15 protein-coding genes are annotated in these 15065 nt (G+C 42.9%); 11 read left to right on the top strand and 4 right to left on the bottom strand.

Translation table 11 applies throughout. The features are described from left to right. Positions 1-13 precede the first annotated feature (13 nt). From AX677_RS04530 to AX677_RS04515, 4 genes are all read right to left on the bottom strand, one after another. On the bottom strand, positions 14-880 hold the full coding sequence (locus AX677_RS04530) for a DapH/DapD/GlmU-related protein (protein ID WP_060976314.1): 867 nt from the start codon (positions 878-880) through the stop codon (positions 14-16). Continuing rightward, a complete protein-coding gene (locus AX677_RS04525) occupies positions 873-1136 on the bottom strand; it encodes a GIY-YIG nuclease family protein (protein ID WP_002910268.1) in 264 nt (87 codons plus the stop codon). Before AX677_RS04525 ends, AX677_RS04530 begins: the two co-directional genes overlap by 8 nt. Continuing rightward, on the bottom strand, positions 1126-1872 hold the full coding sequence (locus tag AX677_RS04520) for a tRNA1(Val) (adenine(37)-N6)-methyltransferase (protein ID WP_002921870.1): 747 nt from the start codon (positions 1870-1872) through the stop codon (positions 1126-1128). The genes AX677_RS04525 and AX677_RS04520 overlap by 11 nt, the downstream gene beginning before the upstream one ends. Before the next feature lie 128 nt (positions 1873-2000). After that, positions 2001-4340 carry a cation-translocating P-type ATPase gene (locus AX677_RS04515; RefSeq protein WP_060976313.1) on the bottom strand — a complete coding sequence of 780 codons (2340 nt, stop codon included), beginning with the start codon at positions 4338-4340 and terminating at the stop codon, positions 2001-2003. A gap of 157 nt (positions 4341-4497) precedes the next feature. Here AX677_RS04515 and AX677_RS04510 point away from each other — a divergent pair, with 157 nt between their 5' ends. The 11 genes from AX677_RS04510 to AX677_RS04455 all read left to right on the top strand — a co-directional run bounded on the left by AX677_RS04510 (position 4498) and on the right by AX677_RS04455 (position 15035). After that, positions 4498-5238 (top strand): 1-acyl-sn-glycerol-3-phosphate acyltransferase, encoded by a 741-nt coding sequence (locus tag AX677_RS04510; protein ID WP_060976312.1) that lies wholly within the window; start codon positions 4498-4500, stop codon positions 5236-5238. A gap of 72 nt (positions 5239-5310) precedes the next feature. Beyond that, positions 5311-5859: an HXXEE domain-containing protein gene (locus tag AX677_RS04505; RefSeq protein WP_060976311.1), complete on the top strand. Its 549-nt coding sequence runs from the start codon at positions 5311-5313 to the stop codon at positions 5857-5859. Between the two features lie 147 nt (positions 5860-6006). Further along, positions 6007-6687 (top strand): helix-hairpin-helix domain-containing protein, encoded by a 681-nt coding sequence (locus AX677_RS04500; protein ID WP_060976310.1) that lies wholly within the window; start codon positions 6007-6009, stop codon positions 6685-6687. Beyond that, positions 6671-8911: a DNA internalization-related competence protein ComEC/Rec2 gene (locus AX677_RS04495; RefSeq protein WP_060976309.1), complete on the top strand. Its 2241-nt coding sequence runs from the start codon at positions 6671-6673 to the stop codon at positions 8909-8911. The genes AX677_RS04500 and AX677_RS04495 overlap by 17 nt, the downstream gene beginning before the upstream one ends. Before the next feature lie 124 nt (positions 8912-9035). Further along, on the top strand, positions 9036-10133 hold the full coding sequence (locus tag AX677_RS09055; RefSeq protein ID WP_082730231.1) for a DUF805 domain-containing protein: 1098 nt from the start codon (positions 9036-9038) through the stop codon (positions 10131-10133). A gap of 251 nt (positions 10134-10384) precedes the next feature. Further along, a complete protein-coding gene (holA, locus tag AX677_RS04480; protein ID WP_060976306.1) occupies positions 10385-11431 on the top strand; it encodes a DNA polymerase III subunit delta in 1047 nt (348 codons plus the stop codon). A gap of 62 nt (positions 11432-11493) precedes the next feature. After that, on the top strand, positions 11494-12099 hold the full coding sequence (sodA, locus tag AX677_RS04475) for a superoxide dismutase SodA (protein WP_002896081.1): 606 nt from the start codon (positions 11494-11496) through the stop codon (positions 12097-12099). 134 nt (positions 12100-12233) lie between these two features. Next, positions 12234-13313 (top strand): serine hydrolase, encoded by a 1080-nt coding sequence (locus AX677_RS04470; protein ID WP_331709060.1) that lies wholly within the window; start codon positions 12234-12236, stop codon positions 13311-13313. A gap of 190 nt (positions 13314-13503) precedes the next feature. Next, positions 13504-14292, top strand: a complete 789-nt coding sequence (locus tag AX677_RS04465; protein WP_060976304.1) for a YhfC family intramembrane metalloprotease — start codon at positions 13504-13506, stop codon at positions 14290-14292. After that, positions 14270-14551 carry an autorepressor SdpR family transcription factor gene (locus AX677_RS04460; RefSeq protein ID WP_002915637.1) on the top strand — a complete coding sequence of 94 codons (282 nt, stop codon included), beginning with the start codon at positions 14270-14272 and terminating at the stop codon, positions 14549-14551. Before AX677_RS04465 ends, AX677_RS04460 begins: the two co-directional genes overlap by 23 nt. Continuing rightward, positions 14538-15035 carry a DUF1648 domain-containing protein gene (locus AX677_RS04455; protein ID WP_060976303.1) on the top strand — a complete coding sequence of 166 codons (498 nt, stop codon included), beginning with the start codon at positions 14538-14540 and terminating at the stop codon, positions 15033-15035. The genes AX677_RS04460 and AX677_RS04455 overlap by 14 nt, the downstream gene beginning before the upstream one ends. Positions 15036-15065: the final 30 nt, after the last annotated feature.

Raw genomic sequence — 15065 nt, 5'->3', positions numbered from 1 at the left:
AAGGCTAGGACGTTTATGTCCTAGCCTTTTCTTGCATTAATTTTCGTATTTCATCAGCCATTTGTTGGGGTTGGTCCAATTCGAAAAGTAAAGTATTTTCTTCAGGCTGGTGGGCGGTTTGGCTGAAAGCTAAAACTGGCTTCCCCTTGCTGATAGCCCTTTGGACAATCTGGTCTACCTCTCCCCAGTGATTGATATCCAAGTAAATATCTGCCCTATCGAGCAAATCCTCAATAAAGTCATCCTGGTGGATATTGGTGTAGAGGTTGATATTAGGATAGTCCTTAAAGCTAGCCAAGTAAGGCGAAATATTGGTCTTAGCAGCTATGTGAAATTCCAGGTCTGGCAGATTTTCTGCTAAATAGGCCAGCTGTTCCAAAGTATCAGAAGCTGTCAGCGTAAAGGCATGAAAATTGCCCTGTGGACGCTCCTTGATGATAAGCTCTTCCTTGCTCATAGCGATAGAGTTGCTGGGAATATCCTGGAAAATCAAGCAGTTAGCTCCAATGATGACATTATCACCAATGGTCACACCTTTGAGAATCACAGTATTGGCCCCAATCCAGCAGTTAGCTCCAATCTTGACTGGCGCAACACTATAATCAATCTTCTCGATATGGTAATTAGAATACTGATGATTGTGGTCAAAAATACGGACGCCATCACCAAACATGGTGTCCTTGCCGATTTCGATAGAGTGCTGACAGCGGACAGTGCAGTGATCGTTAAAGAAAACCCGGGTTCCTAGCTTGAGTTGTGCGCCGCTGGCTACATTGAGGCTGGTAAAAGATTGGAAGATGACATCTTGACCGATATCAAGATGACTATCTGGGGAAATTTCGATATGATGAAAGTCGCCTTTAAACTGGATTTCAGGCATGTTGAGTCCTTTCTTTGATGTAAGCCAGTTTGGCTTGTCTAGTTTTCTTTTTAAAAAGTGCTTCAGCCGACATGGCAGCCGGCTTGCTAGGGTGTTCTTCTTGGTAAAGTAAGGTAACTGGCAGCCGAGCGCGGGTGTACTTGGCGCCTTTGCCAGCTTGATGTTTTTTGAGTCGGGCTTGGACATTCGTTGTGTAGCCAGTATAGAGGGAGCCGTCCCCGCATTCAAGCACGTACATATATGCTTTATTTTCCATAGTAAATCTCGTGAATCTCCGGAGTGTAGCTGCCGTCCTGATTGTGAATAAAGAGAGGAGGCAGGATTTTTAGACCGTCGCGGGAACCATCTTTAATAGCTTCGATAAGTAGCATATTGGCCTCTTTACCCAACTTTGGATAGACAAACTGGATGCGCTTGGGAGCCAGGTTGTGGGCTTGCATGGTATCTAAAATATCTAAAAAGCGTTCTGGTCGATGAACCATAGCCAACCGACCATTGGATTTGAGGACTCGCTGGGCAATTTTGCAAATCTCTCCCAGATTGGTTGAGATTTCGTGGCGGGCTAAAAGGTAGTGCTGGCTTTCATTGAGATTGGATTTCTTGTCAACCTTGAAATATGGCGGATTGCAGAGAATCATATCAACCTTGCTGCCAGTGATATATTGGCCTAGGTTTTTCAGATCGTCCTGAATGACCTGCATTTGCTGAGTCAAATCATTGAGCTCAATGGAGCGCTCGGCCATGTCAGCCAGACGTTCCTGGATCTCAACTGCCAAAATCTGAGCCTTGGTGCGAGTGCTGGCAAAAAGTCCAACAGCCCCATTTCCAGCACAGAGATCAACGATTAGACCCCGCTGGGGCAGCTTGGGAAAGCGGGAAAGCAGCACGCTGTCTACCGAATAGCTGAAGACCTCACTATTTTGAATAATCTTGACATCCGTCGAAAAGAGCTGGTTGACGCGTTCTCCGTCTTTTAGTTTTGCTTCGTTCATAAGTCAATTATAGCATGATTTAGCAAGGATTCCAAAGGGATATGGGAAGTTTTTGCACAATCAAAAAACATGCGAGGACTCTCGCATGTTTCCATGAGCTTAGATGATAATTCTTTTTTAGCTATTCCTTAATCAAATCTGTATTTCTGCTTGATGGTGCAGGCAACAAAGACAAGTCCGAAAATGACCATGAGAATCAGATAGACTGGCAAAGTTGCGGCTGTCAGCGTTGCAATTTCCAAAAGGTGCTGCAGGACAAAGGCTGATAGATAGAAGCCAAAGACAGAAAAGATAATGAGCAGGCTGCGCCAGAGATTGAGTGGCAGGCAGGCCCGAATGACTGACAGGAAGCTGATGCTGCCTAGCAAGTAGTAGGTCAGGGTGGACATTTCTATGTCGCTCCAGCCATGGCTGCTGCCCCAGATGCGAACAAATAGCACGCTGAAGACAATCATGAGGGAGCTTGGCAGAGCCAGCTGTAGGGAGCGTTTGAGGAAGTGCTTTTCAACCGGCTTAATATTGCGCTCAAAGGTGAGGACAAAGGGTGGGAAACCTTCGACAAACTGGTCAATCAAGGTGATCTGAATCGGGATGAATGGGAAAATCAAGAGGTATTCAGGTTTTCCGAGCAGAATACTGGCGATACAGATAATAGCCAGAATAAAGGAATAGATAGTCTTGATGAAGAAAATCGGAGCAATCCGGCCGATATTGTTAACGACTCGGCGGCCTTCAAAAAGAATCTCAGGGACATCGTTAAAGTCGGAGTTAAGAAGAACCAAGTTGGCAATTTGCCGAGTTGCGGGGTCGCCCTCCGCCATGACGATGGAGCAGTCTGCTTCACGTAAGGCCAAGATATCATTAACCCCATCTCCGGTCATGGCTGTTGTCCGACCAGCGGCCTTAAGAGTCTGGATGAGCAGCTTCTTCTGATGAGGAGAAACACGACCGAAGATGGCTGTTTCTTCTGCTTGCTCAACCAGTTCTTGATTGCTGATTTTAGAGCAGTCGATGTAGCTGTCGTAGTTGGCAAATCCAGCCTGGCTCGCGATATGGGAAACGGTCACAGGATTGTCACCAGAGATGATTTTCAGATCAACATCCTGAGAACGCAGATAGTCCAGTGTCTCAGCCGCTCCCTCGCGAATAGGGTCGGTGATTTCCAGAACGGCTAAAGCGGTCATATCTTCAGGCAGTTGGATACTGTGTTTGTCTAGTACTTGGTCGCTGTGAGCCAGCACCAAAACCCGCGATCCGCGTTTTTGAGCCTCTCCAACCGCTGCAGGATTGCTGTCCAGCAGCATTTCGGGAGCCCCCAGAAAGATAGTTCCGACACTGGATAAATGCATAGCGCCCCATTTTCGGTCACTAGAAAATGGGATGACATTATCGCTAGTATAGGCATGGTCCAGATGGCCGTAGCCCTTGCGGATAGCCTGAGCAGTTGGGTTATTATCCTCGCTGGTTTGGATGTAGGCTGCTAAGATTTGACCGACGGTCTCATCAGAAAACTTATCTGACAGACTATGCAAGGCTTCAACGGTCATCTTACCTTGGGTAATTGTCCCGGTCTTGTCCAGACAGAGAGTGTCTACTCGAGCCAAGGTTTCAACAGAATACATTTCCTGAACAAGAACCTTGCGCATGCCTAGCTTGATGACAGCTGTCAGGAGTGACGTGACTGTCAGCAGGGCAATTCCCTTAGGCAGCATGCCCAAAAGAGCTGTTGAGCTGGTAATGACAGAGTTTTTGACAGGCAGTCCCTTTATCACTAGGGCTTCAAAGAAGAGAGCCAGTCCGAAAGGAATGATGATTTTTCCGGTAAAGCGGGAAATTTTCCCAAGATTGTAAAGAATGCGCGAGTTGATAGGCTTGAGGGTTTTAGCCTCAGTCATGAGCTTGTTGGCATAGTTGTCTGCACCGACATGATGCACCTCAGCATAGATCTGCCCACTGGCCAGAAAGCTACCAGACAGCAGCTCGGCGCCTTCTTCTTTGAGAACCAAGTCACTCTCCCCTGTCAGCATGGCTTCATTGGCCTCGGCAACACCCTCTACTACACGGGCGTCACTGGGAATTTGCTCGCCGGCTGACAGCTTGATCAGGTCACCCAGTACAATTTCTTCTGGCTGAATCTTGATTTCCTGGCCGTCACGGATGACTGTGACCAGTTCTCGGCTGACCAGATTGAGCTTGTCAATCATGTGCTTGGCTCGCAGCTCTGTAATAATACCAGTGACGGCGTTAAAGCTGATTACTGCGAAGAAGACTAGATTGCTCCAGGCTTGGACAGAGACCAAGGCTACAGCAATAACAAAGTTAAGGGCATTAAAAAGGGTGAAAACATTCCGCTTAACGATTTGCCAGTTACTAGTACTGGTGTCACTTGTAAAATCGTTGGTCAAGCCCTGCGAAATTTTTTCATCTACTTGGGTTTGGTTTAAACCGATTAATTCTTTCTTGTTCATGAGATTAATGATACCATTTTTTTATGGAAATGGCTATTAGAATCAGCTGTTACAGCCAAAGTTTGGAAAAATATTGCAGACTATAATGGGATAGGTTATAATGGGAAAGGATGTAATAAATTTCAAGTATAATTTTGGTTTGAAATAAGGAGAGTTTATGTTTTATACTTATTTGCGAGGTTTAGTGATTTTTATCCTGTGGACCTTAAACGGCAATGCACATTACCACAATAAAGAAAAGATTCCTTCAAAAGATGAAAATTATATCTTGGTGGCCCCTCACCGGACATGGTGGGATCCAGTTTACATGGCTTTTGCGACCAAGCCCAAGCAGTTCATTTTCATGGCCAAGAAACAGCTCTTTGAAAATCGCGTATTCGGCTGGTGGATTCGCATGTGCGGTGCCTTTCCTATTGACCGGGAAAATCCTGGTCCGTCAGCTATCAAGTACCCTGTCAATATGCTGAAAAAGAGCAATCGTTCTCTGATTATGTTCCCAAGCGGCAGCCGCCATTCTACGGATGTCAAGGGAGGAGTGGCAGTGATTGCTAAGATGGCTAAGGTCCGTATCATGCCAGTAGTCTATGCTGGTCCCATGAGCCTCAAAGGCTTGGCAGCTGGAGAGCGTGTGGATATGAATTTTGGTAATCCAATTGACATTTCAGACATTAAGAAGATGAATGATGAGGGAGTTGAGGAAGTAGCTCGCCGTATTCATGCGGAGTTTGACCGTTTGGATGCTGAAGTGGCCCCTTACCAGACACAAAAGAAAGGCAATATCTTCTTACGGATTCTACATGCCTTTGTCTTTATTCCTGCTATTTTGATTGGAATTTTGACCATCATTTTCAGCTTTTTTGCTAGCTTTGTCTGGGATCCGGATAAGCACAGAAAATAAGAGACTAATCAGCTTGCTGAGCAATCTTGCTTGGGAGCTGATTTTTTTATGTGAGTGAGCTATAATGTTGGTATGTTTTATAAGGAGGATACTATGTCTCTTGCTTTTTTATCTTTTGTAACCTTATCACTGTTTATGCTGCACGAGTTTGATGAGATTATCCTGATTCGGCCTTGGATTTCTCAGAATCAAGACCATCAAGGCTATCAAAAGGAGATGTTCATTGCCAGAAGAGGAAGTTATCTTTCTGCTGAAAGCATTGCTCTGATGATTGCGGAGGAATTTCTACTGGCTTTTATTCTCTTGCTGCTTGCGATTCTATTTCGTATTCCCGAGCTAGCTTTGGCTATTGGCTTCTGTCATACTCTCCATCTGCTGGGCCATATCATGCAAGTGTTTCGCTTTCGTCGCTGGGTACCGGGCGGCTTCACAGCTCTGACGACTTTTCCTATACTCATCTTAGTCTTCATCCTTTATCTATGTCAGCAGTCAGTTTCTTGGCCGCTGCTTCTGATTCTAAGCGTGCTAGTGATGGCTTTTCTTTTGGCAAATCTGGCTTTTTTGCATAGCAGAGCTAAAAAGTTAGAAGCTTGGATATACAGGATAAGCAAAGCAGATTGATATTACAGCTTCTATTTTCATCAATGCCCTTCTATCTATACGACTACTTGTAAAATAAAGATTTTAAAATATGACAAGCTGAAAATTCTCTCGGTTTGTCATATTTTTTTGCAATCTTTTACGAATAAAAAGACAAAGGAGAAAAATATGCTTGAAGAAATCATTGAAAAGCTGAAAGAATACAAGCTCTTTGTCGGTCTGGCAGTAGTTGGCGCTATGCTAGGTGGTTTTTTCCTCATCAAAGGAAATCACCAGCCGCGAAATCAGGTAGCCGCCTTGAGCCAAGAAATAACTTCCTCATCCAGCTCAGCTGATGAAGAAAGCGAAAAGATTGTCCCTAAGGCTAAGGTGGACGAAGAGGAAAGCGAGCAGGTCACTGTGGATATTAAAGGCGCAGTTAAGAATCCTGGTGTCTATGAGCTGAGAGCGGGAGCGAGAGTCCATGAAGCCATTCAAAAAGCTGGCGGATTGACAGCAGACGCCGAGGCTAAGTCCATTAATCAGGCACAAAAATTAACGGATGAAGCAGTAATCTATGTGGCAAAGATTGGTGAAGAAGGAGCTGATGTCACACAGAGTGGCCAGCATCAAGCAGGAGCTTCTGATTCTGCTGGTGCCAGTGGTGGAAAGTCGGACAAGGTCAATCTAAATACGGCGACAGAGGCTGAATTACAGACCATTTCAGGCATCGGACAGAAGCGAGCTTCTGACATCATAGCCTACCGCGAAAGCAATGGCCGCTTCAAGTCAGTAGATGATCTGAAAAAAGTGTCAGGGATTGGAGATAAGACCTTAGAAAAGCTGAAAGAATATGTCACAGTGGATTAAAAAGTTACCCCTCACCCCTATTTATCTGGCTTTCATTCTTGTATGGGTCTATTTTGCAGTCTATTCTGGCAGTTCCTTGGCTTATTTAGGGCTGGGTGTCCTTCTGCTTCGTCTCTTTTTCAGCTATCCCCTCAAAAAAAGTCTAGCTGCCTTGGCATTCCTTTCCCTTTTTGTCCTCTTTTTCTTGCTTCGTCGGGAAATGGCAGAGCAGGCCTTTAGGCAGGAACCTCCTTCAGCTAGCTCGGTTCAAGTTTTGCCAGATACGATCAAAGTCAATGGAGATTCCCTATCCTTTCGAGGGCGAACGGATGGTCGACTTTATCAGGTCTTCTACAAGATCAAATCAGCCGGTGAAAAGAAAGTTTTTCAGCAACTGACAGATTTGGTCGTACTTGATATTGAAGGAGAGTTTGAACAGGCCCAGCAACAACGAAATTTTTCGGGCTTTGACTATCAGGCTTATTTAAAGAGTCAGGGGATTTATCGTACCTTAAAAATCAATAAGATTCAGTCACTAAGACCAATTTCCAGCCTGAATCCACTGGATTGGCTGTCTGTCTGGCGCAGAAAAGCGCTGGTCTATATTCGAAGTAATTTTCCTAGTCCAATGAGCCATTACATGACAGGACTCTTGTTTGGTGACTTAGATACGGAGTTTGCGGAAATGAGTGACCTGTATTCTAGCTTGGGTATCATCCATTTGTTTGCCTTGTCTGGTATGCAGGTAGGTTTCTTTTTGGATGGTTTTCGCAGAATTCTTCTACGTTTGGGGATGAAGAGGGAGACAGTAAATGCTTTGCAGCTGCCTTTTTCATTTATCTATGCTGGACTGACAGGCTTTTCTGTTTCTGTCGTCAGAAGCTTAGTTCAGAAGTTGTTGGCCCAGCAAGGACTGACCAGATTAGATAACTTTGCTCTGACACTGATGGTTCTCTTTATCATCATGCCCAATTTTCTTCTGACAGCAGGCGGTGTCTTGTCCTGCGCCCATGCCTTTTTGATTTCTATGATGGATTTTGAAAAGTTACCGCCGATTCGTAAGCTTTTAGCGGAAAGTCTGACTATTTCATTGGGGATTTTGCCTATACTAATCTACTATTTTTCTGAATTTCAGCCTTGGTCCGTGATTTTAACTTTTTTATTTTCACTACTCTTTGACCTGCTGATGCTGCCAGGCTTAACCCTCATTTTTATTTTGTCACCACTGATAAAAATCTCTCAAGTCAATTTTTTCTTTCAGATACTTGAAGATGTGATACGTTGGGTAGCTGACTTTGCTCCGCGTCCTTTGATTTTTGGGAAGCCCAACCTCTGGTTACTGTTTGCTCTGCTTTTGGTTTTGGCTTTAATCTATGACTTTCGGAGAAAGAAAAGCTGGCTTTTATCTTTTAGTTTGCTTATTCTTCTTTTATTTTTTCTAACAAAGCATCCGCTGCAAAATGAGATTACAGTAGTGGATATTGGTCAGGGGGATAGCATTTTTCTCAGGGACTGGCGAGGCAGGACGGTTTTGATTGATGTAGGAGGGCGAGTCGAGATAGGAAAGAAAGAGGCTTGGCAGGAGCGACAGACTTCATCCAATGCAGAAAAGACCGTAATTCCCTATCTCAAAAGTCGTGGTGTTGCTAGTCTGGATGTATTGGTCTTGACTCATACCGATACCGACCACATGGGCGATATGCTAGAGGTGGCCAAGCATTTTTCTATCAAGGAAATCTACGTTTCCAAAGGAAGTCTGACTCAGCCTGATTTTGTTCAAAAGCTGGAGCAGATAGAAACTTCTGTCCATGTCGTAGAAGTAGGAGATGAGATTCCGGTATTTGACTCAACTTTGCAGGTTCTCTATCCTAGTGGAACAGGCGACGGTGGAAATGATGATTCGATTGTACTCTACGGAGAGTTCTTTCAGACAAAATTTTTGTTTACAGGTGATTTGGAAAGACAAGGAGAGACTGAACTGCTGCAGCGATTTCCTCATCTGAAAGCAGATGTCTTAAAAGCAGGGCACCATGGTTCCAAAGGCTCTTCCAGTCCAGAGTTTTTAGAGCAAATTCAGCCTAAACTGGCCTTGATATCAGCCGGTCAGAATAATCGTTATCGTCATCCCCATCAGGAAACCTTGCAAAGATTTGAGAAGTTTAATACAGCTATCTATCGAACTGACCAGCAGGGGGCCATTCGGTTTACTGGTTGGAATTCCTGGAGGATTGAAACGGTTCGTTGATAGCAGCGCTAAAGATGCCAACTCATACTTTGTAGACTGCTTAGCTTCAGTCAGGAAGTCATATTGATTTATTTATGCATTTGTGATAAGATAATGGGTATAAAAAATTATAGAGGAGAATTTTATGTTTGCTGCATATAAAAAATTCTGGACACATTATGCTGATTTTTCAAGCCGCTCTAGTCGGTCAGACTATTGGTGGGCGTTTTTGTGTCACATGATTATCATCGTACCATTGTTTATCATTTTTTGGGCATCTGCTTTTGGAAGTATTCTTTCAGCCGCAGTTCAAGACTCAACATATGGATATGAATCAGATCCATCAGCAATCTTGGCTGGAGCAGGATTCGCTGTAATCTTTATTTTCATCTTAATTCTATATGCTCTGGCAACTTTTGTACCTAATTTGGCTATCATTGTCCGTCGTTTACGTGATGCTGGTTATCATTGGGCTTTCCTTTTCTTGTATGTTGGTCCTTTTTTACTATCATTTATTCCAGTTCTAAATATTATTGCAGGAATAGTATCTCTTCCATGTAGTATTGCTTTGATTGTTTTGCTTTGTCAAGGATCTAAGCCTGAAATGGTTGGGAATTCATACGGTCAGCAATATGGTCAGCAAAACTTCCAAGGTCAGCAGTTTGGCCAACAGCCTTACAATCAAGGTTTAAACTATGAAAAACAACCACAACAAGGTGGTTTCCAAGGCCAACAGTTTGGTCAGTCACAACAACCAGTTCAAAATCAACCATTTGGTCAACAACCGCAACAAGGTGGTTTCCAAGGTCAGCAATTTGGTCAACAACCACAGCAACCAGTCCAAAACCAATCATTTGGTCAACAACCACAACAACCAGTTCAAAATCAACAGTTTGGTCAACAGCCGCAACAAGGTGGTTTCCAAGGCCAACAGTTTGGTCAACAACCACAGCAACCAGTCCAAAACCAACCATTTGGCCAACAGCCACAGCAAGGTGGCTTCCAAGATCAGCAGTTTGGTCAACAACCACAACAATCTGTTTCTGAACAAAGCCAGGCAGTGGAGCAAGTAGAACCAGTTCAAAATCCATTTACTGCTGAAACACCTGAGCAATCAACACCTCAGGATTTTGGAACTCAAGCACCTGTTCAAGATAATCCTTTTGTTTCATCAGTTCAAGAGGAGCAGACTTCTACTCCAGCTGAAAACAGTGTAGATGATGCAACTGAAAACCAAGAATAAACAAAGAAAGAGTTGGAATTTTTCCAGCTCTTTTTGTTCTATCGCTTGTAGAAAAGTTTTAAAAGAACGAGGCATTGAATGCTTTTCATAACAAAGAAAAATGAAGCCATTGATAGTTCATATTTATATAGCAGCTCTATTCAAAAATTAGATTTTGTTTGCAAAGAAAAAAGCAGACTTTCCGACTCTTTTTTGTTACAATCAATACATGAAAAAAATTGACAAGAAATATAAAGCAGGGGAGATTTTCGGTGTTAGCTATTGAGGAAATTAAAAAAATCACGCCAAGCAATCTTCCTGCTTTGACCATTTTGGCTGGGGATGACTTGGGACAGTTTGAGTTGATGAAGGAGCAGTTTTTCCGCCAGATTCAGTTTCAACCGGGTGATTTGAACACAGCTATTTTCGATATGAAAGAAGCAAACTACCAGGATGTGGAGTTGGACTTGGTCAGTCTGCCTTTTTTTGCGGATGAAAAAATCGTGATTTTGGACCATTTTGCTGATTTGACAACAGCCAAGAAGCGCTATCTGACTGATGAAGAACTCAAATCTTTCGAAAATTATCTGGAAAATCCAGCAGATACAACTCGCCTGGTTATCTTTGCAGAAGGCAAATTGGATAGCAAGCGCCGTCTGGTCAAACTGCTGAAACGGGACGGGAAAATTTTTGAGGCTGCAGAACTCAAGGAAGCAGATCTGCGGGCTTATTTCAGCAAGGAAGCGCAGACAGAAGGATTACAATTTGCTCCGACAGCTTTCGACCAGTTGCTGCTGAAATCAGGTTTTCAGTTCAGTGAAGTTAGTAAAAATTTAGCCTTTCTGAAAGGATATAAAGAGTCCGGTCAGATTGGTTTAGAAGACATTGCCGAGGCCATTCCCAAGACTCTTCAGGACAATATTTTTGACCTGACCCAGCTGATTTTGCAGCAGAAGATTGATGAGGCCAGAAGCTTGGTGCGAGATTTGACACTTCAAGGCGAGGATGAAATCAAGCTTATTGCTATTATGCTGGGGCAGTTTCGTATCTTTACGCAGGTTAAGGTTTTAGCAGAAAATGGCAGAGCTGAGAGTCAGATTGTGTCTGATTTGTCCGACTATCTAGGCCGCAAGGTCAATCCTTATCAAGTCAAGTTTGCTTTAAAAGATGCTCACTCGCTGAGTTTAGCCTTTCTTAAAAAGACCATGGCCTGTCTGATTGAAACGGATTATCAGATTAAGTCGGGGCTGTATGATAAAGATTACCTGTTTGATTTGGCTCTGCTCAAGATTGCGACGGGTGAGTTACAAGCAAAATAGTTGAAAAATTCTAATGATTGCGTTATCATTTTTATAATCATATAGAAAAAGAGGTCTATCAAATGGCAATTATCTTACCTGATCTTCCTTACGCTTACGATGCGTTAGAGCCTTACATTGATGAAGAAACAATGCACTTGCATCATGACAAGCACCACAATACCTATGTAACGAATGTTAATGCTGCGCTTGAAAAACATCCTGAAATCGGTGAGGATTTGGAAAAATTATTGGCTGATGTTGAGTCTATTCCAGCTGATATCCGTCAGGCAGTCATCAACAATGGTGGTGGTCATCTTAACCACGCTCTTTTCTGGGAATTGATGACACCAGCAGAAACATCACCATCTGCAGAATTGGCAGCAGATATTGAAGCTACTTTTGGATCATTTGAAGACTTCAAAGCAGCTTTCACTGCAGCAGCTACAACTCGTTTTGGTTCTGGCTGGGCTTGGTTGGTTGTCAACAAAGAAGGCAAGTTGGAAGTAACTTCAACAGCAAATCAGGATACTCCTATTTCAGAAGGTAAAACTCCAATCTTGGGACTGGATGTTTGGGAACATGCTTACTATGTGAAATACCGCAATCTTCGTCCGAACTACATCCAAGCTTTCTTCTCAGTTATTAACTGGAAAAAGGTTGACGAACTTTACGCTGCTGCTAAATAAACAGGCAGTTTCAATAGATAAAAAGGCGAATCGATTAGAGATTTGTCTTTTTTGATGTTTAAAAGGACTTTTTTAAGATTTGTCTTGTTATTTGTCCTATATTCTTTTATAATACAAATGCTAGGAGAAATATTTTGAGTAAAAAAATTGTAACGATTATCGTAGCTGTCCTTTCTTGTCTTTGTCTGCTGGGCTTCATCTTCCTGTTTATAACCCAACAAAATAAGGCCATTGAAAAGAAATCACAAGAGGCTGCCCAACTTGCAAAGTTTGGCGAGCAAGAACAGGAGGAGGAGAAAGTCAAGCATGATTCCAAACCAGTTGAAGAAAAGCCAAAGCCTGTTGAAAAAAGTCCAGAGGAGAAGCAGAAGGTCATGGAGGCGGACGGCCCGACTATGGATGCTTTAGGACTTCGATTTGACTATGCAAATTTGGATTTGACTCAGGTCATTCAGGCTTATATGACTGAAATGGGAATTGAACCCTCCCAGGTTGCATTTTCATATAAGGATTTGACGACTGGCAAGACCTTTGCAATGAATGATACCCAGCCTATGACTGCGGGATCGACCTACAAGCTCCCTCTCAATATGCTGGTAGTAGATGAGGTTGTTGCCGGCAAACTTTCTATGGACGAGCGGTTTGATATTACCAATACAAACTATGAATATAGGGGCGAGCATGATAACTATGTTGGTGCTTTCAACGGTGCTATGAGAATATCAGACATGCAGGAATATTCCTTGGTTTATTCTGAAAATACTCCAGCCTACGCTTTAGCAGAGCGTCTAGGCGGCATGGAAAAGGCCTATGATATGTTTAGTCGCTACGGTCAGTCCAAGGCTGATATTAAGACGATCAGCCGTGAGAATAATAAGACCACGACGGACTACTATATTCAGGTCCTTGAGTATTTGTCTAAAAATCAGGAAAAGTACAAGGATATCCTTTATTATATAGGCGAATCCTTCCCAGGTGAGTATTATAAGCGCTATCTGCGTGACATTACCATTTATCAAAAGCCAGGATATGTTCGTGAAGCGCTCAATGTGGATGCTCTAGTCATGGAAGAGAAGCCCTATATTATAGCTCTCTATACGGCTTATTTAGGTGGTAGCACCGAGGCCAGTGATGAGATCAGTGGTGTCGGAATTGAGCAAGTTGGTCAGTTAGCCTACGTCATCAATGAATGGCATCGGGTTAATATGAACTAATCTAATAGAAATCAGAAAAAATACGCTTTAGATGAAAATCTGGGCGTATTTTTTGTTTTAAAATGCAGTAAAGCTTGATGACTTTTAGATTGAAATCTATTTAGAAAAAAATCAAAATAGATTTGACAGAAAGAAAGGAAAGATGTATAATCTATTTAGAAAAAAATCTAAACAGTTCAGGAGAAAAACGATGATTTCCATTCATATCTTGATTGCCATGCTGCTGATTTTAGGGTCAGTCCTTGTTCCTTTGGTTTATTTTAAAAAGACCAAGCACATTTCTCTGCTAGTTTTCCTTTTAGGGGGAGTTGGCTTTTATCTGTCTAGTCAAGTTCTGGAAAATATTTTGCATCGTATCGTTTTACAGCCTCAGGCTGATGGAACTATCGCTTTGCAGACGGAAAATCCTTGGCTATACGTTCTTTATGCTATTGCTGCGGCAGCTATTTTTGAAGAAACAGCCCGCTGGGTCATCTTTTACTGGCTGCAGAAGAAGCGTCCACTGACCTTTAGGGATGGTGTGGCCTATGGCTTGGGGCATGGTGGTATTGAGGCTTTGTTTGTTGGTATTGTCAGTCTCTTAAACTTTTGGGTTATAGCTCAGGTAGTGACTCAGGGGAATGCCCAGACACTGGCTCAAATTCCTCAAGCAGTTATTGACAATGTCCGTTCCATGAACGCTGGCAGCATCTATCTTTTGGCTTTTGAACGGATCTTGGCTATTCTCATTCAAATCCTTCTGACCTTCTGGGTTTGGAAAGCGGTCAAGGAGAAGGCTCCAGTGTATTTTTTAGCTGCGCTGGGACTTCACGCCCTGATTGACTTAGCGCCTGCTCTGGCTCAGGTAGGCTTTCTTCCGCCACTGGCTGTTGAGGCTCTGCTCTTAGTAGAAGTAGTGGCACTAGTCTTTCTGACCAAGAAAATTTTGAAAGTTTACCTGAAAGAAAGGTCTAATCATGGGGATCAGTCAAACGCTTAAAGCCCTAGCTGACCCAGTTCGAAGGGGGATTCTGGAAATGCTCAAGCATGGTCCGAAGTCTGCAGGGGAAATTGCCCAAGCTTTTGAGCTGACGCCTGCGACGGTATCCTACCACCTCTCTCAGCTAAAGAAAGCCGGTCTGCTCATAGAAGAAAAGCAGAAGAACTTTATATATTACAGTTTAGATGTCACTGTTTTTGAAGAAATTCTTGTCTGGTTTCAATCTCTTGGAGGAGGAAAAGAAAATGAAAAAAAATAGTTTTCAAGAATTAGGCTGGGCGCTTTGCGTCATGCTCTTGCCAGTTTTATATGCCATCTGGGTCTATCAGAAGTTACCAGAAAACCTAGCTATTCACTTTGACTTATCTGGAAAAGGTGATTCCTTTTTACCTAAGTTTTTAGTAGTTTCGGCTTTTCCAATTGTCATGATGCTGCTAGAAGTCATGATCTATTGGACAACCATTGCCAAAGATATCTTGAATAGAACCTTTAAGCACCTTATTCGCTGGGTCTTTCCCTTTAGCTTTGTCTTACTCTATATGGCGACTATCTATGGGGGCTTAAATGAGGAATTTGATATCCGTAAAATAGCAGCCATGATGGTTGCTTTGGTTTTCATAATAGTAGGCAATTACTTGCCCAAAAAAGTACAGGCTAACAGAAATCCCATGAATAGAAAATGGGCATACCTCTTTATTTTGTTAGGATTTCTTACTTTTACAGCTAGCATTTTCTATTTGTAAGCGAATTTATGCTATAATGGTATCAAGTAT

The sequence above is a fragment of the Streptococcus sp. CCH8-C6 genome, assembly GCF_001557225.1.
Taxonomy (GTDB): Bacteria; Bacillota; Bacilli; order Lactobacillales; family Streptococcaceae; genus Streptococcus; species Streptococcus sanguinis_C.
Note: the sequence above shows the minus strand (reverse complement) of the source record. Positions and strands in the feature narration are given on the sequence as shown.